The following is a 19,202-nucleotide window of genomic DNA, read 5'->3' as shown; positions in this document are numbered from 1 at the left end:
GCTGTTTAAACTCTGATAGTGGTTTTATTTTCACTTGACAGAGATCGACATGGCCAAGCAAATCATCCATACCGACGCCGCACCCGCCGCAGTAGGGCCTTACTCACAAGCCGTGGCCGCTCCGGCGGGCAAGACAGTCTATCTTTCGGGGCAGATCGGGCTCGAGCCCGGCACGGGCGACCTCGTGTCCGAAAACTTCGAAGGCCAGGTGCGTCAGTCCTTCGCCAATATGCAGGCGGTCATCGAAGCGGCGGGCGGTTCGCTCGACAGCATCGTCAAGCTCACCCTCTACCTCACCGACCTGAGCAAGTTCGGCAGCGCCAACGCCATCATGGCGGACATCATTCCGCAGCCTTTTCCCGCACGCTCCACCATCGGCGTGGCGAGTCTGCCCAAGGGCGCCCAGTTCGAGGTCGAGGCGATCATCGTCGTCTGAAGCCGCTCGACAGGGCCTCGACCGGATCCGACCGATCCCCCCAGCGCATGACCCCATAGCGAGTTCTTCCGTGTCCAGCACCTCGACCCGGCGCAAGACTTCCAGGGCCGCATCGGCCGGTGGGAAGGAAGACGCGCAAAGCGCCATGCAGCGGCGCTTCCTGCGCCTCGGCCTGGAGCGCCAGCAGGACTTCGTCGTCCATCTGCCGCTGCGCTACGAGGACGAAACCCGCATCCAGCCTATCGGCTCGCTGCGTCCGGGCCAGACGGGACAGATCGAGGGCGAGATCCTGCACAGCGAAGTGCAGTTCCGGCCGCGCCGCCAGCTGGTGGCCATGATCGAGGACGGCTCGGGACGCCTGGCCCTGCGCTGGCTCAATTTCTATCCCAGCCAGCAGCGGCAGGTGGAGCGGGGCAAGCGCGTACGGGTGCGGGGAGAACTCCGGGGCGGGTTCTCGGGCCTCGAAATGGTCCATCCGCGCGTCACCGTCGCGGACGGCGCGCTGCCCGATTCGCTTACTCCGGTTTACCCCACCACCGACGGACTGAGCCAGCCGACCTTGCGGCGCGCCATCGACCAGGCGCTGCGCGATGCCGATCTGAGCGACACGCTCGGCGAGGACATCCGCCGCCGCTACGGCCTGATGCCGTTCGCGGAGGCCATCCGCATCCTGCACCATCCGCCGCCCAGCGTCTCGTACCAGGACTTGGTCGAGCGCGAGCATCCAGCCTGGCGGCGCATCAAGTTCGACGAGCTGCTGGCCCAGCAGTTGTCGCTGGCCATGGCCCGGGCGGCGCGGCTTTCCCAGCGCAGCCGGGCTTACGCCGGAGCCGGCCCAGGCCTGGTCCCGGCGCTTGAGAAGAGGCTGCCCTTTGCGCTGACCGCCGCTCAGCGTCGGGTCGTGGAAGAAATCTCGGCCGACCTGGCCCGCGCCTATCCCATGCACCGCCTGTTGCAGGGCGACGTGGGCAGCGGCAAGACCGTGGTGGCGGCCCTGGCCGCCGCGCAGGTCATCGCCAACGGCGGCCAGGTGGCCATGATGGCGCCCACCGAAATACTTGCCGAACAGCATCACCGCAAACTGGCCGGGTGGCTCGAACCGCTGGGGGTGCGCATCGCCTGGCTGACGGGCAGCCTGGGGGTCAAGGCGAGGCGCGAGGCCATCGCGGCCATCGAGTCGGGCGAAGCGCAGCTCGTCGTCGGCACGCAGGCGCTCATCCAGGACAAGGTCGTCTTCGCCGATCTGGGGCTGGTCATATTGGACGAACAGCATCGCTTCGGCGTCGGCCAACGGCTCGAACTCAGCCGCAAGGGCGAGGCGGCCGGCGGGGCGCTCATTCCGCATCAATTGAACATGAGCGCCACGCCCATTCCGCGCACCCTGGCCATGACCTTCTTCGCCGACCTGGACGTCTCGGTCATCGACGAGCTTCCGCCCGGCCGCAGCCCGGTCGTCACCAAGCTCGCCTCGGACGGCCGGCGCGACGAGGTGCTGGCTCTGGTGGCGCAAGAAGTACGCTCGGGCAGACAGGCTTACTGGGTCTGCCCGCTGGTCGAAGAAAGCGAAGCGCTGCAGCTGCAGACCGCGGTCGAAACCTACGAGCGCCTTTCCCAGGCGCTGCCCGATCTGCGCGTCAGCCTCATCCACGGCAAGCTCAAGCCCGCCGAGAAAGCCAGGGTCATGGACGCATTCCGGTCCGGCGACATCGACCTGCTGGTCGCGACCACGGTCATCGAGGTCGGCGTCGATGTGCCCAACGCCTCGCTGATGATCATCGAGCATGCCGAGCGCTTCGGCCTGGCCCAGCTGCATCAATTGCGCGGAAGGGTGGGGCGGGGCGCCGTGCAGTCCATATGCCTGCTGCTGTATCAATCGCCGCTGTCCCAGGTGGCCCGGCAGCGCCTGCGCGCCATGTACGAAACAGGAGACGGCTTCGAGATCGCGCGGCGCGACCTCGAACAGCGGGGGCCGGGCGAGTTCCTGGGCCTGCGCCAGTCGGGCGCGGCGCTGCTGCGCTTCGCCAGCCTGGAGGCCGACGAAGCGCTGGCCGCCCAGGCCCAGGAGCTTGCCCGCCACTGGCTCGAGCACGATCCCGGCAAGGCGCAGGTGCACATGCATCGCTGGATGCGCGGCCGGCAGGATTACCTGCGCAGTTGAGCGGCTCGCGCCACCCCATTACGCCAGACACATAGTGAGTAGCCATGACATTGACGGAACTTAAATACATCGTAGCGGTGGCGCGCGAGCGGCACTTCGGACGGGCGGCCGATGCCTGCTTCGTCAGCCAGCCCACCTTGTCCGTGGCCATCCGCAAGCTCGAGGACGAGCTGGGCGTCGTGTTATTCGAGCGCGGGGGCACCGAAGTGGGAGTGACTCCCATAGGATTGCGCGTAGTGGCCCAGGCACAGCGTGTGCTGGAAGAAGCGACCAATCTCAAGGAAATCGCGCGCCAGGGGCACGATCCGCTTGAAGGGCCGCTGAGAGTGGGGGTGATCTACACCATCGGGCCCTATCTGCTGCCCAAGCTGGTGCCGGCCCAGATCGAGGTGACGCCGCAAATGCCGCTGGTCCTGCAAGAAAACTACACCACGCGCCTGCTCGAACTGCTTCGCCAGGGCGAGATCGATTGCGCCATCGTGGCGCTGCCCATACCGGATGCGGGGCTGATGGTGCAGCCGCTGTACGACGAGCCTTTCATGGTAGCCGTGCCCAGAGGGCATCCGTGGGCCCAGCTCGGCCACATCAGTTCCAGCGCCCTGAAGGAAGAAACCATGCTGCTGCTGGGGGCCGGCCATTGCTTCCGCGACCAGGTGCTGGAGGTCTGCCCCGAGCTTTCGCGCTTTTCGGCGTCGAGCGAAGGCATACAGCGCACCTTCGAGGGCTCGTCGCTGGAAACCATACGGCACATGGTGGCGGCGGGCGTGGGCATCACGGTCCTGCCGGCCAGCGCCATCGGCACCGGCGACCCCAAGAACGACCTGCTGGCCTACATACCTTTCAAGAAGCCGGTGCCCGACCGCAGAGTGGTATTGGTATGGCGCAAGAGCTTCCCGCGGCCGACCGCCATACAAGCCCTGATCAAGGCCGTCCATCGCACTGAATTGGGCGGCGTTCACTATCTGGAGGAACCCTCCAGCATGGTATGCTAAACCCCGTTGTTCTCAACATATTTGGGAGATCTCAAATGGCCAAGGTTACAAGCAAGTCCTCCAGTAAAACAGATAAGGGCATCGTGATTGACATCGGCATCACCGCGAAAGACCGCGAGGCAGTCGCGCACGAACTCGCCAAGATGCTGGCCGACTCTTATACGTTGTATCTGACAACCCACAATTTCCATTGGAATGTGACCGGGCCGTTGTTCAACACGCTGCACCAGATGTTCATGACCCAGTACACCGAGCAATGGCAAGCGCTCGACGAGATCGCCGAACGCATCCGCGCCCTGGGCCACTATGCGCCGGGCACCTACGCCCAATACGGCCGCCTGGCTTCCATCACCGCGCCCGACGATGTGCCCGACGCCACCGAGATGGTGCGCATTCTGGTCAAGGGCAACGAGGCGGTGGCCAAAACGGCCCGCGCTGCGCTCAAGCGCGGCGAGGACGCCAGCGACGCGCCCACGGTCGACCTCCTTACCCGCCGGCTGGACGTTCATGAAAAGAACGCCTGGATGCTGCGCAGCATTCTCGAATAGCACCCAGAAGGTTTCGCCTTTGCGGGGCGTCCAGCGGTCTGCGCGCGGCGCCGTCTTGCTTGAGGCGTATTCAATACCCGGGCCCATCGCAACGCGGCGGGCCCGGGTTCTTTCGTACAATGGCGGGTTATGAATCAAGCACTCACTCTTTCCTTCATCGGCGGCGGCAATATGGCCTCGGCCCTGGCTTCCGGCCTCATCGGCAAGCGCTGCGGCGCGTCCGATGTGCATGTGATCGACGTCGACGAATCGGTGCTTGCGCGCTGGCGCGAACAGGGCGTCGGCACCGCCGGCGCGCCTGACGACACGCTGGCCTCGCAGCGCGTCTGGGTATTCGCCGTCAAGCCGCAAGTCATGAAAGAAACGGTGGCCCGGTGCAAGCCCTTCCTGCGTCCGGACACCCTGGTCATCAGCATCGCGGCGGGCATAACAAGCAGCACGCTGGCCGGTTGGCTGGGCGGCGACACGCCCTGGACGCGGCTGGTGCGCTGCATGCCCAACACTCCGGCCCTCATCGGCGCGGGTGTTTCCGGCCTGCTGGCTCTCGATGGCGTCTCCGAGGACGACAAGGCGGTTGCCCAGCTTCTGCTCAAGGCGGTCGGGGAAGTCGTATGGGTCGACAACGACGACCAGCTCGACGCCGTCACCGCCTTGTCGGGCAGCGGCCCGGCCTATGTGTTTTTATTTCTCGAAGCATTGATCCAGGGCGGCATCGACCTGGGCCTCGATCCTCAGCAATCGCGCAAGCTGGCGTTGGCCACGCTGCACGGCGCGACGCAACTGGCGGCGCTTTCGCCCGAGCCCCCGGCCACCTTGCGCGAGCGCGTCACGTCCAAGGGCGGCACCACGGCCGCCGCCCTGGCAGTATTCGAAAAACAGGGTTTTTCGACTCTGGTCCAGCAAGCCATGCGCGCGGCCTATGACCGCGCGGGCGAGCTGGCCACAGATTTTGCAAAATGAGGCCTTTTAGTGTTAACAGGCCCTAGGCCAGCCCTTGCTTCTTCAGCGCGGTTTGCACCGCCGGATCGGCATCTACGCGTTCGAAGAAGCGTTTCAGGTTGTCCATGCCTGACAGGTCTACCTCTTTGGCGCGCGCCCAGCGGCTCACCACGTACAGGTAAGGGTCGGCGATGGACCGCTTGCCGGTAAGCCAATCCTTGCCCTCGAGCTGCTTGTCGGCAATGCCGAACAGGAAGCGCAGGCGTTCGGAGGTCTTGTCGATGAGCAGCTTCTGTATCTCGGCGTCCGAGCTATAGGCCTGCACGCCGAAGATCATGGCGAAGGTGCGGTGCAGGTCGGCGTTGGCGAAGCTGAGCCAGCGGCGCACTTCGGCGCGCTCGACGACGTCGGCGCCATGCAGTCCCGCCTCGGGATGGAGCTCGTTGAGATACTCGAGTATGGCCACACTTTGCGTCAGCACCAGGTCGCCGTCCACCAGTACGGGCACCGAGCCGACGGGATTGAGCTTGAGGAATTCGGGTTTTTTCAGGGCGTCGCGCTCGACCGCCTCGAGCTCATAGGAAAGGCCCATCCATTCCATGACGATCTGCGATACCAGGGGGCAGGCGCCCGGCAGATAATAAAGCTTCAATTTTCTCTCCTTGTGGTGGGGGGTGCGCGCCGTCCGGATACGCTACTTGAGGTGGGCCTCCAGGAAGTGCGCCATGCGGTGATAGAACTCGAATTTGTTTTCGTCATTGTGGAAACCGTGGCCCTCGTTGTCCTTGACGATGTACTCCACATCGATGCCGCGCGCCTTCAGGGCGGCCACCATCTGATCGCTTTCGTCCTTGTTGACGCGGGGGTCGTGCGCGCCCTGGGCGATCAGCAACGGCGTCCTGATGCGGTCGGCGTTCAAGGCCGGCGACGTGGCCTCGAGTCGCTCGCGGTCGGCCACCGGGTCGCCCACCATGCTGTGCATTTTTTCGAGCATGGGTTTCCAGTAGGGCGGAATGGTGTTCAAAAAAGTGAGCAGATTGGAGACGCCCACGTAATCGATGGCCGCGGCGTAGAGGTCGGGCGTGTAGGTAATGCCCGCCAGGGTGGCATAGCCGCCGTAGCTGCCCCCGTAGATGGCGATGCGGGCGGGGTCGGCAATGCCCTGGTCGATGAGCCACTGGACGCCGTCGGTGATGTCGTCCTGCATGGCCAGCCCCCATTGGCCGAAGCTGCTTTCCCAGAAAGCGCGCCCATAGCCTGTGGAGCCGCGAAAATTCATCTGCAGCACGGCATAGCCGCGATTGGCCAGAAACTGGGCTTCGGGGTTGAAGCCCCAGCCGTCGCGCGCCCAGGGGCCGCCATGCGGGTTGACCACGACAGGCAGGCCGCGTGCCTCACGCCCCAACGGCAGCGTCAGGTAGCCGTGAATGGCAAGGCCGTCGCGGCTTTGGTACTGTATGGGGCGGACCACCGCCATATGTTCTTCGGGCAGTTCGGGATTGATATCGGCCAGCTTGTCCAAGGTGTCGCGTTGTGCGTCGTAGATATGACGGCTGCCCGGCGTGCGGTCGTTGTAGGCGGCCACAATGAATTTGTTTTCATCGAGCGTACTGCTTTGATAGGCGATTTCGTATCCCGGCAGATGCCGCTGCAGGCGTCGGTGGCGATCGCGACTGACATCATCGAAGAAATGGTAGGCGGGCTTGTCTGTCTGGTAGGCCGCGACAGTAAGCACTTTGCGCAGCTTTGAATAGCCGGCGCCATCCAGATCGACCTCGGGATTCTCGAATATGACTTCTTCGCTGTCCGGATGGGCCGGGTCGATGCGCACCAAGGTGAGCTTGTCGCGCCCTCGATTGCTCAGGGCATAGAATCCGACGTTGTCGAAGTCGAAGAATTGCGGTGCGACTGTGGTGCGGAAGTCGGTCTGGATCAGGGGCCGGAATTCACTGTGTTCGTCATTGCGGTACAGCAGTACTGCATTCAGGCCGTCGCTGGCGATGCCGGCCCTGACGCGTCCGGCGTGGTCGGTTTGCCAGCCGACGATATTGCCCGGGTTCTCGGCTACCAGCGCAAGTTCGCCGTTGCGGACGTCCGCCCGATACACATCGAATACCTCGGGGTTGCGTCCGTTGTGGCTGATCAGCACGTGGTCGGGGTCGTCTTCGAGATCGTCTTCGATGCTGGCCCGCACGCCGGGAAAGGGCGTCAGGTCGGTGACGGCTCCGGTCAGGATGTCGACTGCCAGTACGTGGAAGTTCTCGTCGCCGTTGAAGTCCTTTTCGTAGATGACGGTGTGTTCGCCCTTCCAGAAATAGCCGCTGATGTCGCGCTCTGTTTCGGCGGTGATGCGCCGAGCCGTGCCCGTGGGGCGGCTGCCTTCCAGAGGCTGGACGAAGATGTTCATGCGCGCCGGCTGTCCATCGATGGATACCGGCTCCATGAAGCCCAACATCGAGCCGTCGTCCGACAGCCTGAAAAAACCCCGGGCGGGATTGCGGAAAAAAGTCTCGATCGGATAGACGGGCGGCACAGGCTGGGCCGCGGCCTCGGCCGGCATGATACCTGGCTGAAGAAGGCCGGCGAGAAGGAAAAAAAGCATAAGAGGACCTTGAAAGTGCACAAACATTACTATATCGGCTTGCAAGCTCGCTGCATACTGCACGGGCACCGGAATGCCGCGCGCCAAGAAACCGTTTTTCCGGTCCGGCTCCGCCGGACCACTCCTTCCTGACCACCATCCATCGCCACCATGCAAGCACCCGATTTTTCCCTCTCCGGCAAGACAGCGCTCATCACCGGCTCGACCCAGGGGCTGGGACTTGAAATCGCCAAGGCGTACGCGGCCAGCGGAGCGCGGGTCATCATCAATGGCCGTTCGGAAGCGCGCGTGATGCGGGCCCTACGAGGCATAAACGAAGGCGGCGGCCGCGCCGAACCGCTGGTGCACGACGTGGGCGATCTTGCGGAGCAGGCTCAGGTCTTCGAACAGTTGTGCAGCCGGTCGGGTGCGCCCGACATCCTGGTCAACAACGTGGGGGTCCGCCTGCGCAAGAGCCTGGGCGAGTCCAGCGCCGAAGAGATCCAGGCCCTGATCCACATCGACCTGATCGCGGCCATGCATCTGTCCAAGCTGGCCGCGCAGCGCATGGCGCAAGACGGCCTGGGGGGCCGCATCATCACGCTCACTTCGATCGCCGATCGCGTGGCGCGCCCGGGCGACGCTATCTACGCCGTCGCAAAGCACGGCCTGGCCGGTCTGGTGAAAGCCCTGGCCGTGGAGTACGGGCCCGTCGGCATCACCAGCAACGGCATTGCTCCGGGCACCTTCGCCACCGAAAGCAATGTGCGGCTCGCAGGCGACCCCGTCCAGGGTCCGCGCGTGCTGGGCCGCAATCCGCTCGAGCGCTGGGCCCAGCCGCATGAGATCGCGGGCGCCGCCGTCTTTCTGGCCTCGCCGTCGGCCTCTTATGTGAACGGACACATCCTGGTGGTGGACGGCGGGTTTTCGATCGCGTTCTAGCTTCATGCCCGAGCGTCCGCGCCGGGACGCGCAAGGGCCATGGGATCCATGCCGGCGGCCAGGGTATACACTGACATACTTTGCCATCGACCCTGTTTCGACGCACATTTCTGATTCAGCTTCATCGACATGAACACACCGTTACGCCTGGCCATCAACGGATATGGCCGCATCGGACGCTGCTTCCTGCGCGCCCTGCACGAGTCGCCCCTGAAAAACCGCTTCCGCATCGTGGCCATCAACGAGCCTGCCGACCTGGACACCATGGCCTATCTGACGCGCTTCGACTCGACGCACGGCGTCTTCCACGGCAAGGTCGAACAGGGCGATGACAGCCTGATCATCGACGGACAGGCAATCTCGGTCACGCACGCCGGCACGCCCGAAGAAGTGCCCTGGCAGGCGCTGGACGTGGATATGCTGGTGGAGTGCTCGGGCCGCTACGGCAGCCGCGAGCAGTTGCAGCGTTTTCTGGATGCGGGCGTGCCGCGCCTGCTGCTGTCGCACCCCGGAGCCAGCGCGGCCGACGTGGATGCGACCGTGGTCTACGGCATCAATCACGAAAGCCTCGCCGGCACAGAGCGGCTGGTCTCCAACGCCTCGTGCACCACCAATGCCATCGTGCCGGTCCTGGACGTGCTGCATCGCTCCTTCGGCATGGAGCAGGCGTTCCTGACGACGCTGCACTCGGTCATGAACGATCAGCCGCTGATCGACGGCTATCACAATTCGGACTTGCGGCGCACGCGTTCGGCGATGCAGTCGTTTGTTCCGGTCTCGACCGGTTTGGCGAAGGGCGTGGAGCGCCTTTTGCCCGAGCTGTCGGGCAGGGTACAGGCCAAGGCCATCCGGGTCCCCACGCTCAATGTGTCGGCGATCGATCTGATGTTCCAGACGGGCAGCGACCTGGACGTGGAGGAGATCAACGCGCTGATGCGCGCGGCGGCGGAGGGCGCGCCGGGCCTCATTGCCTATTCGGACCAGCCGCATGCATCGGTGGACTTCAACCACGATCCGCACTCGGCCATCATCGACGGCAGCCAGACCCGGCTTTGCGGGCCGCGCATGGCGAATGTGCTGGTGTGGTTCGATAACGAGTGGGGCTTTACGAATCGGCTGCTGGATGTGGCGGATTATTGGGCCGGGCTGGTTCGCTGAGCTTTCCGCGGAGAAGTAGCCCTCTATGCCGTGTCTAGACCCCTCTATGCTGTGCCATGGTGCAAGCCGCTGGAGGTAAAGGCTCTTTTCCCGGGCGTTGGAGGGCGCTGCCTCGGACCGCCCGACCGCCCGGGAAAAGAGCCTTTACCTCCAGCGGCGTTCAAGAACTCAATCCACAACCGTCACCATATGACTCCCGGCCTTCTTGCCTCATTGAAGCACTCTGGTTCCTGGAGCGTTTCAATTTGGGTTCTTTAGCGCCGCCGGAGGCGGGACCGCTCATGCCGGGCGGTCAGGCGGTCCGGCTGCGCCGGACTCCCCGCGTCTACCTCGTACGCGCGGGCGGCGAAAGAACTCGCCCTCACCGCTACGCGGTTCGGAACTCGGACAGCTTTCGCCGACTGCCCCCGCGCTCCCTTCGGTAGCCCGCGGCGCCCTCCGACGCCCGGCATGAGCGGTCCCGCCTCCGGCGGCTTGCAATTGGGCTTATTGTGAGAGCGCAGACGATTGAGGCTTACTCGCCACAAGACCAGGCAAAAGCGTATAGTTGAGTTCGATGGCAATCGCCTGGCCACCGCGATTGCCGGTTCCCCGCCACACTCGAACCAGGAGCCCAACACATGAGCAGCACGCGCGTCGAAACGGATTCCATGGGAGCCATCGAGGTTCCCGCCGATCGTTACTGGGGGGCTCAGACCCAGCGGTCCATACAGAATTTTCCCATCGGCGTGGCGCGGTTCAAATGGCAGGCCCCCGTCATCCGCGCACTGGGCATCCTCAAGCGCGCAGCGGCCGAGGCCAATGCCGAACTGGGCGAACTGCCCCGGAACCTGGCCGACCTCATCGTGCAGGCCGCCGACGAAGTCATTTCCGGCAAGCTGGACGAGGAATTTCCGCTGGTCGTGTTCCAGACCGGCTCGGGAACCCAGTCGAACATGAACGCCAACGAAGTCATCTCGAACCGGGCCATCGAACTGGCCGGCGGCGCCATGGGCAGCAAGTCGCCGGTCCATCCCAATGATCACGTCAATCGCGGCCAATCGTCCAACGATACCTTTCCCACCGCCATGCACATCGCCGTGGCGCAAGAACTCGAGCGTGATTTCTTTCCGGCCTTGCACCAGCTCAGGTCCACCCTGGCCGACAAGGCGCGCGACTATGCGCAAGTGGTCAAGACAGGCCGCACACACCTGCAGGACGCCACACCCATCACCCTGGGCCAGGAGATCGGCGGCTGGGTGGCGCAGATCGATTTCGGCCTGAAGGCGGTGGAAGCCGCCTTGCCGGGCATCTACGACCTGGCCATAGGCGGCACGGCCGTGGGAACCGGCCTGAACGCCCATCCCCGCTTCGGCGAAACCGCGGCGGCCCACATTGCCCAGATCACGAGCCTGCCGTTCAAGTCGGCCGAGAACAAGTTCTTCGCGCTGTCCGCGCACGACGCGCTGGCCAATCTGTCTTCCGCGCTGCGGCTGCTGGCCGGGGCGCTGTTCAAGATGGCCAACGACGTGCGCTGGCTGGCCAGCGGGCCCCGCTGCGGCATCGGCGAACTCATCATTCCCGACAACGAGCCCGGTTCGTCCATCATGCCGGGCAAGGTCAATCCCACCCAGTGCGAAGCCATGACCATGGTCTGCGCCCAGGTCTTCGGCAACGACGCCACGGTGGCGTTCGCCGCCACCCAGGGCAATTTCCAGCTCAATGTCTACAAGCCGGTCATGGTGCACAACGTGCTCGAAAGCATCGCCTTGCTGGCCGACGCCAGCCGGGCCTTCAACGATCATTGCGCCGTGGGCATCGAACCCAATCACGAAGTCATCGAGCGCAATCTGCAGAAGAACCTCATGCTGGTCACCGCGCTCAATCGCCACATCGGCTACGACAAGGCGGCCGCCATCGCCAAGAAGGCCCAGAAAGAGGGCACCACGCTGCGCGAAGCGGCGCTGGCGCTTGGCCACGTCACGGCCGAGCAGTACGATGAGTGGATCGTGCCGCTGGACATGACCCACAACGACAGCGCATGAAAATACAGGTCGACGTCAAGCGCGCCTACGAAGAGGCGGCCAAGGGCGATGGGTATCGCGTCCTGGTCGATCGCCTGTGGCCTCGGGGCGTTTCCCGGGAAGAGCTCCATTTCGATGCTTGGTGCAAAGACCTTGCTCCCAGTCCCGCGCTGCGCAAATGGTTCGGCCACAAGGCGGAGCACTGGGAAAAATTCCGCGACGAGTACGAAACCGAATTGCGAAGCGAAGAGCAGAAAGAGCGCATGCGCCAGCTCGTCCAGGACTCGGGCGCTTCCCACATTACCTTGCTGTACGGCGCCCGCGACACCGAACACAACCACGCGGTCATCCTGGCCGCCGAAATCGAACGCGTTGCACGCTCCCTGCGCAAAACGTCCAAGCAGGGCGGCTGATCCCGCCCGAACCGTTGCCTGCATCGATTAAGCTTCGAGTAAGGCTATACTGGCCTTGAAGGCGTTCTCGGGGCGCCGTACACCGGAAAGCTGCAATGACCCGATTCGATCAAGCCAGACATTCGCCGCAGCGTGGGGGCATTCTCCCTCTTTTCATCGCCATCGCCATGGCCATAGCACTCCTTTGCGTGGCCTTGCCGGCTTTCGGCCAAGACGGAAGCGGCGGGAAAGTGGTCGAGCTGCAGCTCGACGGCATCATCAGTCCCGCCTCATCCGATTTCATCGTCCGCGGCATCGACCGGGCAGCAGCGCAGCAGGCTCAACTGGTCGTCATCACGCTCGACACTCCCGGCGGGCTGGACGCCTCGATGCGCAGCATCGTCAAGGCCATACTGGCTTCGCCGGTGCCGGTGGCCACCTACGTGGCCCCCGCGGGCGCTCGGGCGGCCAGCGCCGGCACCTTCATTCTGTACGCCAGCCACATCGCCGCCATGGCGCCCGCCAGCAACATCGGCGCCGCCACGCCGATCCAGATCGGCGGGTCTTCCCCGTCGCCTGCCGCCGACAAGAAGGGCGACAACGAATCCGAGCCCCTGGATGCTTCCGGGCGCAAGGCGCGCAATGACGCGGCCGCCTACATACGCAGCCTGGCCCAGCTGCGCAGCCGCAATAAAGAATTCGCCGAGCAGGCGGTGTTCGACGCCGCCAGCATGTCGGCCCAGGAAGCCCTGGCGGGCGACGTGATCGATGTCATTGCCACGGACATTCCCGATCTGCTGCGCAAATTGGATGGCCGCCAAGTCGAGCTGGAGAACGGCCGATCGGTCAGCCTGGCGACCGCCGGAGCATCGGCCGAGCAAGTGCAGCCCGACTGGCGCACCAAGCTGCTGCTTCTCATCGCCAACCCGCAGGTGGCGGTGATTCTGATGATGATCGGCGTCTACGGCCTGTTCTACGAAGTGACCAGCCCGGGGCTCGCCGGGCCGGGCGTTGCGGGTCTCATCAGCCTGCTGCTGGCCTTCTATGCCTTTCAGCTGCTGCCGGTCAACTGGGTGGGAGTCGGCCTGATTTTCATGGGCCTGAGCCTGATGGTGGCCGAGGTGTTCCTGCCCAGCTTCGGCATTGCCGGGGCGGGCGGCGTCGCGGCCTTCGTGCTGGGGGGCATCTTTCTGACCGACAGCGACGTGCCCGGCTTCGACCTGGGGCTGCCCTTCATCATCGGGTCGGCGCTGATCAGTGTGGCCGTACTGCTGGTCATCGGCCATCTCGCACTGCGATCGTATCGCAGCCGCATCGTCAGCGGAGCCGAATACATGATAGGGCAGATGGGGGTCGTCACCCATGTCGAAGAGGGCATGACGTATGCTGACGTGCGGGGCGAGCGCTGGAAGGTGCGCAGCAGCCAGCGGCTGCATCTAGGGCAGCGGGTGCGCGTGACCTCGATGGACGGCCTGACGCTCGGCGTCGACATCGCCCCGGACGACCCCGCTTCAAATCATTCCTAAACGCTCATCAAGGAAGGCGCTCATGTACTTCATCGATTTCGACTTAAACTTCGGTCTGTTGATCCTGCTGATCGTCATTGTGGTGATACTGATCAACACCCTGAAAATCCTGCGCGAATACCAGCGCGGCGTCATTTTCACGCTGGGGCGCTTCACTGCGGTCAAGGGCCCTGGCTTGGTGATCGTCATACCAGGCCTGCAGCAGATGGTGCGCGTCGATCTGCGGACCGTGACCATGGACGTACCCAGCCAGGACGTCATCTCGCGCGACAACGTGTCGGTCAGTGTGAACGCAGTGATCTACTTCCGCGTGGTGGCGCCCGACAAGGCCATCATCCAGGTCGAGCGCTATCTGGACGCCACCAGCCAGCTGGCCCAGACCACCTTGCGCGCCGTATTGGGCAAACACGATCTGGACGACATGCTGTCCGAGCGCGAAAAGCTCAATCAAGACGTTCAAACGATACTCGATCAGCAGACCGATGGCTGGGGCATCAAGGTCACCAATGTGGAGATCAAGCACATCGACCTGAACGAAAGCATGGTGCGCGCCATCGCCCGCCAAGCCGAAGCCGAGCGCGAAAGGCGCGCCAAGGTGATCCATGCCGAAGGCGAGAAGCAGGCCGCCCAGGCTTTGATGGAGGCCGCGCAGACCCTGGCCGAGCAGCCCTCGGCCATGCAGCTTCGCTACCTGCAGACCCTGACCCAGGTCGCCGGCGACAAGACTTCGACGCTGGTCTTTCCCGTGCCGGTGGACATGCTGGCCGGTTTCTTCGAAAAATCCGGCAAGGGTATTGCGCCCATCGTCCCCCCGGTTCCGTCCGCGCCGCCTGCCACCGACCCGGACCTTCCGCGACGCATCGACCCGGTGGCCTGAGTCACTATTCATACGGAGCTTGCATGAGGCATGAAAGCGCGCAGAACATCAGAGAAACCGGCTTGTCGGGCATAACGCGGGTCAGGCGATCATCCGGGCGTGCCACGGGGATGCCCGGCGCGGGCCGAGCCGGCATGAAGGCCATGCTATTGGACAGAGGCGGCGCCGGCTTCATGGGCGCAGTGCTGCTGGCTGTCGCGGCGCTGTGCGGACCGGTCCAGGCGCAGACCGCCACCTATCCCAGCGAAGAAGGAACGCTTGAAGTCACGACGCTTCAAAAGGGGCTTGAAAACCCTTGGGCCCTGGCCTTTCTGCCCGACGGCCAGGGCATGCTCATCACCGAAAGGCCGGGCCGCCTGCGGCTCTGGACGCCCGAGGGAGGCCTGTCGCAGGACATCGAGGGTGTGCCGCGCGTCTTCGCCAAAGGGCAGGGCGGCCTGCTCGATGTCGCGCTGGCCCCGGATTTTGCCCAAAGCAGGCATGTCTATCTGTCGTATGCCGAGGGTTCCGAGCGCAATCCCGGCGAGGGGCCGGCCGGCACGGCCGTGGGCTATGGCACGCTGTCTCAGGACATGCGCCGTCTGGACGACTTCAAGGTGATCTTCCGCCAAGCGCCCAAGTTGTCCAGCGGCGTGCATTTCGGTTCACGCCTGGTGTTCGACGGCAAGGGGCACTTGTTCATCGCCCTGGGCGAGAACAACCAGCGTCCGACTGCCCAGGACCTGGACAAATTGCAGGGCAAGCTCGTGCGTCTGCAGCTCGACGGCGGCGTGCCCGATGACAACCCCTTCGTCGGCCGCGAGGGCGTTCCGCCCGGCATCTGGTCCTACGGCCACCGCAATCAGCAGGGCGCGGCCCTGAATCCGTGGTCCGGCAAACTCTGGACTCACGAACATGGTCCGCGCGGCGGCGATGAGATCAACATCCCGCAAGCGGGCAAGAACTACGGCTGGCCCCTGGCGACTCATGGCATCAACTATTCCGGCATGCCCATACCCGAGGCCAAGGGCGAAACCGCAGAAGGCACCGAGCCGCCGCACTACGTCTGGGAAAAATCGCCCGGCATCAGCGGCATGGCTTTCTATGACGACCAGCGCTTCGCGCCATGGCGGCACTCGCTGTTCATCGGCGCCCTGGTGGACCGATCGGTGATACGCCTGAAGCTCGACGGCGATCGCATCGTTCACGAAGAGCGCATGCTGAAAGAGCTGGATGCGCGCATACGCGACGTCAGGGTGGGACCCGACGGCTACCTGTACGTACTCACCGATGAACGGGACGGCCGCCTGCTGAAGGTGGGCTTGCAGCCGCGGGAGTAGGCGCGGCTATTTGACCAGGGTGACGGGCAGGTCGGTGAGGCTCAGCACCTTGGTGGCCACCGAACCCAGCAGCAGGCCCGAGATACGGCCCAAGCCGCGAGTGCCCATCACGATGTGCCCGCAACCATGCTGCCTGGCATCGTCGACGATGGTTTCGGCGACCGACCCCACCAGCACTTCGAAGCTCACCGGCGCCGAGGCATCGCGCAACAATTCGCGGGCTGCCTCAAGAGACTTGTTGCCTTCGTCCTGATAGTACTCGTCCAGAATTTCGGCGGAGATGAAGCGCTTGACGTTGCCCGATGCAATGGGCGGCTGAACCGTGACGACCCGCAGGCCTACATCGCTGCGCCCGCCTATCATGGCGACAGCCGCCTTGAGCGCATTGAGAGAGGATTCCGAGCCGTCTATGGGAACCAGTATATTCATGCCTGACCTATTAGAATGATTGAATCCGCGCCCCGCGACACGGACAGCGATCGACTTGCTTATCTATTCGCTTATCTTAAACCAATCGCATCAGGCCGCGACGTCAGAAGCGTAAAGTTTGCGCAGCAGGCGCAAAAGCGTTTTGCGCTCGCCATCGGTCAGCGCGCCGGCGGCCTCGCTCTCGATGCGCAGGGCGGCTTCTTCGGCGAGCGTGCAAAGCACCTGGCCATCGGCCGTCAGCGAGAAAGTCTGGATGCGCCCGTCGCGCCGGCTGCGCTGCCGGGCCAGCAGCCGGCGCGCTTCGAGCCGTTCCAGCACGGGCGCCAGATTGGGCGGCGCCACGCCTATGCCGTGCGCCACCTGCTTCTGGCTGATGCCCGGGTTCGCGCTCAATAGGCTCAGCACGGCGAAGTCGGCCGGCCGCAAGGCGAAGGCGGACATCCGTGCGTCCGAAAATGGCTCTACCTGCACGAATGCCCGCCGGCAGTGATAGCCGATCAGCTGATGCATCAGCGAAGGCTTCAAGGTTTCTTCGGGCTCTTGGCTTCGGCCGGCGCGGGCGCCTGTCCTGGCGGGGGATGCAGCGGAAGAGGAGGCCATGTCAGGACTCTATCGGCGCCGGATTCAGGCGCTTGGCAAAGTCGACGTACCAGGCCATGCTTTCGGGGTTGGCCATGGCATCGGGGCTGGCCACCTTGTCGACGCTGGCGCCAAGCAGCAGCTTGCGCACCGGCAGCTCCATCTTCTTGCCGCTGAGCGTGCGCGGTATTTGCGGCACCTGATGCACTTCGTTGGGCACGTGGCGGGCCGAAGCCTTGCTGCGGATCTGCTCTTTGATGCGGGCGGCCAGCGCCTCGTCCAGTTCCATCCCTTGCGCCAGCACCACGAACAGCGGCATATAGGAAGGGCGGCCCAGGTATTCCAGGTCGACGACCATGCTGTCGCGTATCTCGGGCAGCTCTTCGACCACGCGATAGATCTCGGCCGTGCCCATGCGTATGCCGTAGCGGTTGATGGTGGTGTCGGAGCGGCCGTAGATGACGGCCGTGCCTTGCGGGCTGAAGCGTATCCAGTCGCCATGGCGCCAGCAGCCGGGAAAGGTTTCGAAATAGTTCTCGATATAGCGCGCGTTGCCCGGATCGCTCCAGAAATAAAGCGGCATCGAAGGCATGGGCCGGGTGATGACGAGTTCTCCCACTTCGTCGATGACGGGCCGGCCGCCGTCGTCGAAGGCGTAAGCCGCCACGCCCAGCTCCCGGCACTGGATTTCACCCGCCGTCACGGGCAGGCACGGCGCACAGGCCACGAAGCCCGACGCGATGTCCGTGCCGCCGCTGATGGAGGCCAGCCATAAGTCTTTCTTGACCTCGTTGTAGACCCATTCATAGGCGTCCAGGGGCAGAGGGGAGCCGGTGGAGTTGATGGCGCGCAAGGCGTCGAAGCGCCCCTGCCGGCCGGGCTGCAGGCCGTCCTTCTTGCACTGGACCAGGAAGGCCGCGCCGCATCCGAAATGCGTGACGGCGTGCTCGTCGATGAAGCGCCACAGCGACCGGGTGTCGGGATAAGAGGGGTTGCCGTCGTACAGCACCACGGTGGCGCCCGACAGCAGGCCGCCCACCATCAGGTTCCAGACGATCCACCCGGTGCTGCCCAGGAACATGAAGCGATCGCCGGCGCGCACGTCGTGCTGCAGCTGCATGGTTTTGAGGTGGGTCAGCACGATGCCGCCGTGGCCGTGCACCATGGCCTTGGGGATGCCTGTGGTGCCCGACGAATAGACGATCCACAGCGGGTGATCGAAGGGCAGGCGGGTGAACGCCAGCGGCGCGCTGCGGGCCGTCGCCTGTTGCCATGACGTGCAGCCGCGCCATGCCGGCTGCCCGATACAAGCCGGCCCCGCGACATGGATGACGCGCTCGACGGAGGGAAGCTGCTCGAGCAGCTCGGATACGGTCGTACCGCGCTCATGCACCTTGCCGTTGTAGCGATAGCTGTCCACCGCGAACATGACCTTGGGCTCGATCTGCCGGAAACGGTCGACCACGACGGACACGCCCATCTCGGGCGAGCAGCTCGACCAGATGGCCCCGATGCTGGCGCAGGCCAGAAAGGCCATGACCGTTTCGGGCCGGTTGGGCATATAGGACACCACGCGGTCGCCGGGCCCCACGCCCGATTCGCGCAAGGTCGCGGCCAATGCGCCCGTGGTGTCGCGCAGCTCCTGCCACGAGACGAAGCGCGGCTCGCAGTCTTCGCTGCGTGCAAGCAGAGCGGGACGCGATGCGTCGGCGTTGCGGAACACATGCTCGGCGTAATTGAGCTGCAAGCCCGGAAACCACTTTGCTCCGGGCATGCGCGCATCGGCCAGCACGACGCCCGGGTCGCCATCGGCCTGCACCTGGAAGAACTGCAGGACGGTGCTCCAGAAGGTTTCGAGCTCGTCGACCGACCATTGCCACAGCGTCTGATAATCATCGAAGCGCTTGCCATGACGTTGCGCCACGTAATCGATGAATTGCGCCAGTCGGGTCTCTTCGACCTGCCGAGCCGTGGGGGCCCATAAAACTTCGCCTTGTTCGATGGCCATGCCGGAATTCTTCCTCGCTATGCTGATTCCTTATGATACATAAGTAATTAGCGAAACAGACGGCCCATGCACTAGGGTTAACCAGCGGCCTCAAGAGAATTTCTTATGGCCTGTTCGGAGAATTCCGGAGTGGTGTTACAAACTGCATTTCTTTTGTCCATTGAACCTCGAAGCCTGTCGTATATTGCAGTTCGATGTCCGGTCCGTGACTTATTCGCAAGGTTATGCACAGACTTTGTGGATAAGCTTCGCGCAAAAAACGGGTTTCATTCCGGGGCGCGTCCGGGACCCGGCGTGCCGCTCCAAGGTGTTCAG

At 64.1% G+C, this 19,202-nt stretch carries 17 protein-coding genes; 12 read left to right on the top strand and 5 right to left on the bottom strand.

Annotated elements, in window-relative coordinates; genetic code table 11:
• The first annotated feature begins 49 nt into the window (after positions 1–49).
• The 5 genes from CSC67_RS18430 (at position 50) to proC (ending at position 5,094) form a co-directional block, all read left to right on the top strand.
• Complete coding sequence (locus tag CSC67_RS18430; RefSeq protein ID WP_118995923.1) at positions 50–436, top strand: Rid family detoxifying hydrolase; 387 nt, start codon at positions 50–52, stop codon at positions 434–436.
• A 145-nt stretch (positions 437–581) separates the two neighbouring features.
• Entirely contained in the window at positions 582–2,594 is a 2,013-nt protein-coding gene (gene recG, locus CSC67_RS18425) for an ATP-dependent DNA helicase RecG (RefSeq protein ID WP_245220295.1), read from the top strand.
• A 44-nt stretch (positions 2,595–2,638) separates the two neighbouring features.
• Positions 2,639–3,586, top strand: coding sequence for a LysR substrate-binding domain-containing protein (locus tag CSC67_RS18420; RefSeq protein ID WP_118995921.1), 948 nt, complete (start codon positions 2,639–2,641; stop codon positions 3,584–3,586).
• A gap of 35 nt (positions 3,587–3,621) precedes the next feature.
• Positions 3,622–4,134 carry a Dps family protein gene (locus CSC67_RS18415; protein WP_118995920.1) on the top strand — a complete coding sequence of 171 codons (513 nt, stop codon included), beginning with the start codon at positions 3,622–3,624 and terminating at the stop codon, positions 4,132–4,134.
• 129 nt (positions 4,135–4,263) lie between these two features.
• Complete coding sequence (gene proC, locus CSC67_RS18410; protein ID WP_118995919.1) at positions 4,264–5,094, top strand: pyrroline-5-carboxylate reductase; 831 nt, start codon at positions 4,264–4,266, stop codon at positions 5,092–5,094.
• 22 nt (positions 5,095–5,116) lie between these two features.
• Here proC and CSC67_RS18405 read toward each other — a convergent pair whose 3' ends face one another.
• Both CSC67_RS18405 and CSC67_RS18400 read right to left on the bottom strand, forming a co-directional pair.
• Entirely contained in the window at positions 5,117–5,725 is a 609-nt protein-coding gene (locus CSC67_RS18405) for a glutathione S-transferase family protein (protein WP_118995918.1), read from the bottom strand.
• A gap of 42 nt (positions 5,726–5,767) precedes the next feature.
• On the bottom strand, positions 5,768–7,675 hold the full coding sequence (locus tag CSC67_RS18400; RefSeq protein WP_118996024.1) for an alpha/beta hydrolase family protein: 1,908 nt from the start codon (positions 7,673–7,675) through the stop codon (positions 5,768–5,770).
• Between the two features lie 150 nt (positions 7,676–7,825).
• Here CSC67_RS18400 and CSC67_RS18395 point away from each other — a divergent pair, with 150 nt between their 5' ends.
• From CSC67_RS18395 to CSC67_RS18365, 7 genes are all read left to right on the top strand, one after another.
• Entirely contained in the window at positions 7,826–8,596 is a 771-nt protein-coding gene (locus CSC67_RS18395) for an SDR family oxidoreductase (RefSeq protein WP_118995917.1), read from the top strand.
• Between the two features lie 129 nt (positions 8,597–8,725).
• On the top strand, positions 8,726–9,754 hold the full coding sequence (locus CSC67_RS18390; RefSeq protein WP_118995916.1) for a type I glyceraldehyde-3-phosphate dehydrogenase: 1,029 nt from the start codon (positions 8,726–8,728) through the stop codon (positions 9,752–9,754).
• Between the two features lie 620 nt (positions 9,755–10,374).
• Positions 10,375–11,778, top strand: coding sequence for a class II fumarate hydratase (gene fumC / locus CSC67_RS18385; RefSeq protein ID WP_118995915.1), 1,404 nt, complete (start codon positions 10,375–10,377; stop codon positions 11,776–11,778).
• Positions 11,775–12,170, top strand: a complete 396-nt coding sequence (locus CSC67_RS18380) for a DUF488 domain-containing protein (RefSeq protein ID WP_118995914.1) — start codon at positions 11,775–11,777, stop codon at positions 12,168–12,170. Before fumC ends, CSC67_RS18380 begins: the two co-directional genes overlap by 4 nt.
• A 95-nt stretch (positions 12,171–12,265) precedes the next feature.
• Positions 12,266–13,675, top strand: a complete 1,410-nt coding sequence (locus tag CSC67_RS18375; protein WP_118995913.1) for an NfeD family protein — start codon at positions 12,266–12,268, stop codon at positions 13,673–13,675.
• Positions 13,676–13,697: 22 nt separating this feature from the next.
• Positions 13,698–14,552, top strand: coding sequence for a slipin family protein (locus CSC67_RS18370; RefSeq protein WP_118995912.1), 855 nt, complete (start codon positions 13,698–13,700; stop codon positions 14,550–14,552).
• A gap of 143 nt (positions 14,553–14,695) precedes the next feature.
• Complete coding sequence (locus CSC67_RS18365; protein WP_245220288.1) at positions 14,696–15,871, top strand: PQQ-dependent sugar dehydrogenase; 1,176 nt, start codon at positions 14,696–14,698, stop codon at positions 15,869–15,871.
• Positions 15,872–15,877: 6 nt separating this feature from the next.
• Here CSC67_RS18365 and CSC67_RS18360 read toward each other — a convergent pair whose 3' ends face one another.
• The 3 genes from CSC67_RS18360 to CSC67_RS18350 form a co-directional block, all read right to left on the bottom strand.
• Positions 15,878–16,300, bottom strand: a complete 423-nt coding sequence (locus CSC67_RS18360) for a universal stress protein (RefSeq protein WP_118995911.1) — start codon at positions 16,298–16,300, stop codon at positions 15,878–15,880.
• Between the two features lie 90 nt (positions 16,301–16,390).
• The gene (locus tag CSC67_RS18355; RefSeq protein ID WP_245220287.1) at positions 16,391–16,900 is read right to left on the bottom strand and encodes a MarR family winged helix-turn-helix transcriptional regulator; all 510 of its coding nucleotides are present in this window, start codon (positions 16,898–16,900) and stop codon (positions 16,391–16,393) included.
• A 1-nt stretch (position 16,901) separates the two neighbouring features.
• Positions 16,902–18,887: an acetoacetate--CoA ligase gene (locus CSC67_RS18350; RefSeq protein ID WP_118995910.1), complete on the bottom strand. Its 1,986-nt coding sequence runs from the start codon at positions 18,885–18,887 to the stop codon at positions 16,902–16,904.
• Positions 18,888–19,202 lie beyond the last annotated feature (315 nt).

Origin of the sequence: Pusillimonas caeni, assembly GCF_003545815.1 — a bacterium.
In the GTDB taxonomy this organism is placed as follows: domain Bacteria; phylum Pseudomonadota; class Gammaproteobacteria; order Burkholderiales; family Burkholderiaceae_B; genus Pusillimonas; species Pusillimonas caeni.
The sequence above is the reverse complement of the archived record's forward strand: the minus strand, read 5'-3'. Positions and strand labels throughout refer to the sequence as shown.

Bases quoted from the DNA above. Each gene is read 5' to 3' on its own strand.
- CSC67_RS18430 (WP_118995923.1), top strand. From the start codon at position 50: ATGGCCAAGCAAATCATCCATACCGACGCCGCACCCGCCGCAGTAGGG.
- recG (WP_245220295.1), top strand. From the start codon at position 582: ATGCAGCGGCGCTTCCTGCGCCTCGGCCTGGAGCGCCAGCAGGACTTC.
- CSC67_RS18420 (WP_118995921.1), top strand. From the start codon at position 2,639: ATGACATTGACGGAACTTAAATACATCGTAGCGGTGGCGCGCGAGCGG.
- CSC67_RS18415 (WP_118995920.1), top strand. From the start codon at position 3,622: ATGGCCAAGGTTACAAGCAAGTCCTCCAGTAAAACAGATAAGGGCATC.
- proC (WP_118995919.1), top strand. From the start codon at position 4,264: ATGAATCAAGCACTCACTCTTTCCTTCATCGGCGGCGGCAATATGGCC.
- CSC67_RS18400 (WP_118996024.1), bottom strand. From the start codon at position 7,675: ATGCTTTTTTTCCTTCTCGCCGGCCTTCTTCAGCCAGGTATCATGCCG.
- CSC67_RS18395 (WP_118995917.1), top strand. From the start codon at position 7,826: ATGCAAGCACCCGATTTTTCCCTCTCCGGCAAGACAGCGCTCATCACC.
- CSC67_RS18390 (WP_118995916.1), top strand. From the start codon at position 8,726: ATGAACACACCGTTACGCCTGGCCATCAACGGATATGGCCGCATCGGA.
- fumC (WP_118995915.1), top strand. From the start codon at position 10,375: ATGAGCAGCACGCGCGTCGAAACGGATTCCATGGGAGCCATCGAGGTT.
- CSC67_RS18380 (WP_118995914.1), top strand. From the start codon at position 11,775: ATGAAAATACAGGTCGACGTCAAGCGCGCCTACGAAGAGGCGGCCAAG.
- CSC67_RS18375 (WP_118995913.1), top strand. From the start codon at position 12,266: ATGACCCGATTCGATCAAGCCAGACATTCGCCGCAGCGTGGGGGCATT.
- CSC67_RS18370 (WP_118995912.1), top strand. From the start codon at position 13,698: ATGTACTTCATCGATTTCGACTTAAACTTCGGTCTGTTGATCCTGCTG.
- CSC67_RS18365 (WP_245220288.1), top strand. From the start codon at position 14,696: ATGCTATTGGACAGAGGCGGCGCCGGCTTCATGGGCGCAGTGCTGCTG.
- CSC67_RS18360 (WP_118995911.1), bottom strand. From the start codon at position 16,300: ATGAATATACTGGTTCCCATAGACGGCTCGGAATCCTCTCTCAATGCG.
- CSC67_RS18355 (WP_245220287.1), bottom strand. From the start codon at position 16,900: ATGGCCTCCTCTTCCGCTGCATCCCCCGCCAGGACAGGCGCCCGCGCC.
- CSC67_RS18350 (WP_118995910.1), bottom strand. From the start codon at position 18,887: ATGGCCATCGAACAAGGCGAAGTTTTATGGGCCCCCACGGCTCGGCAG.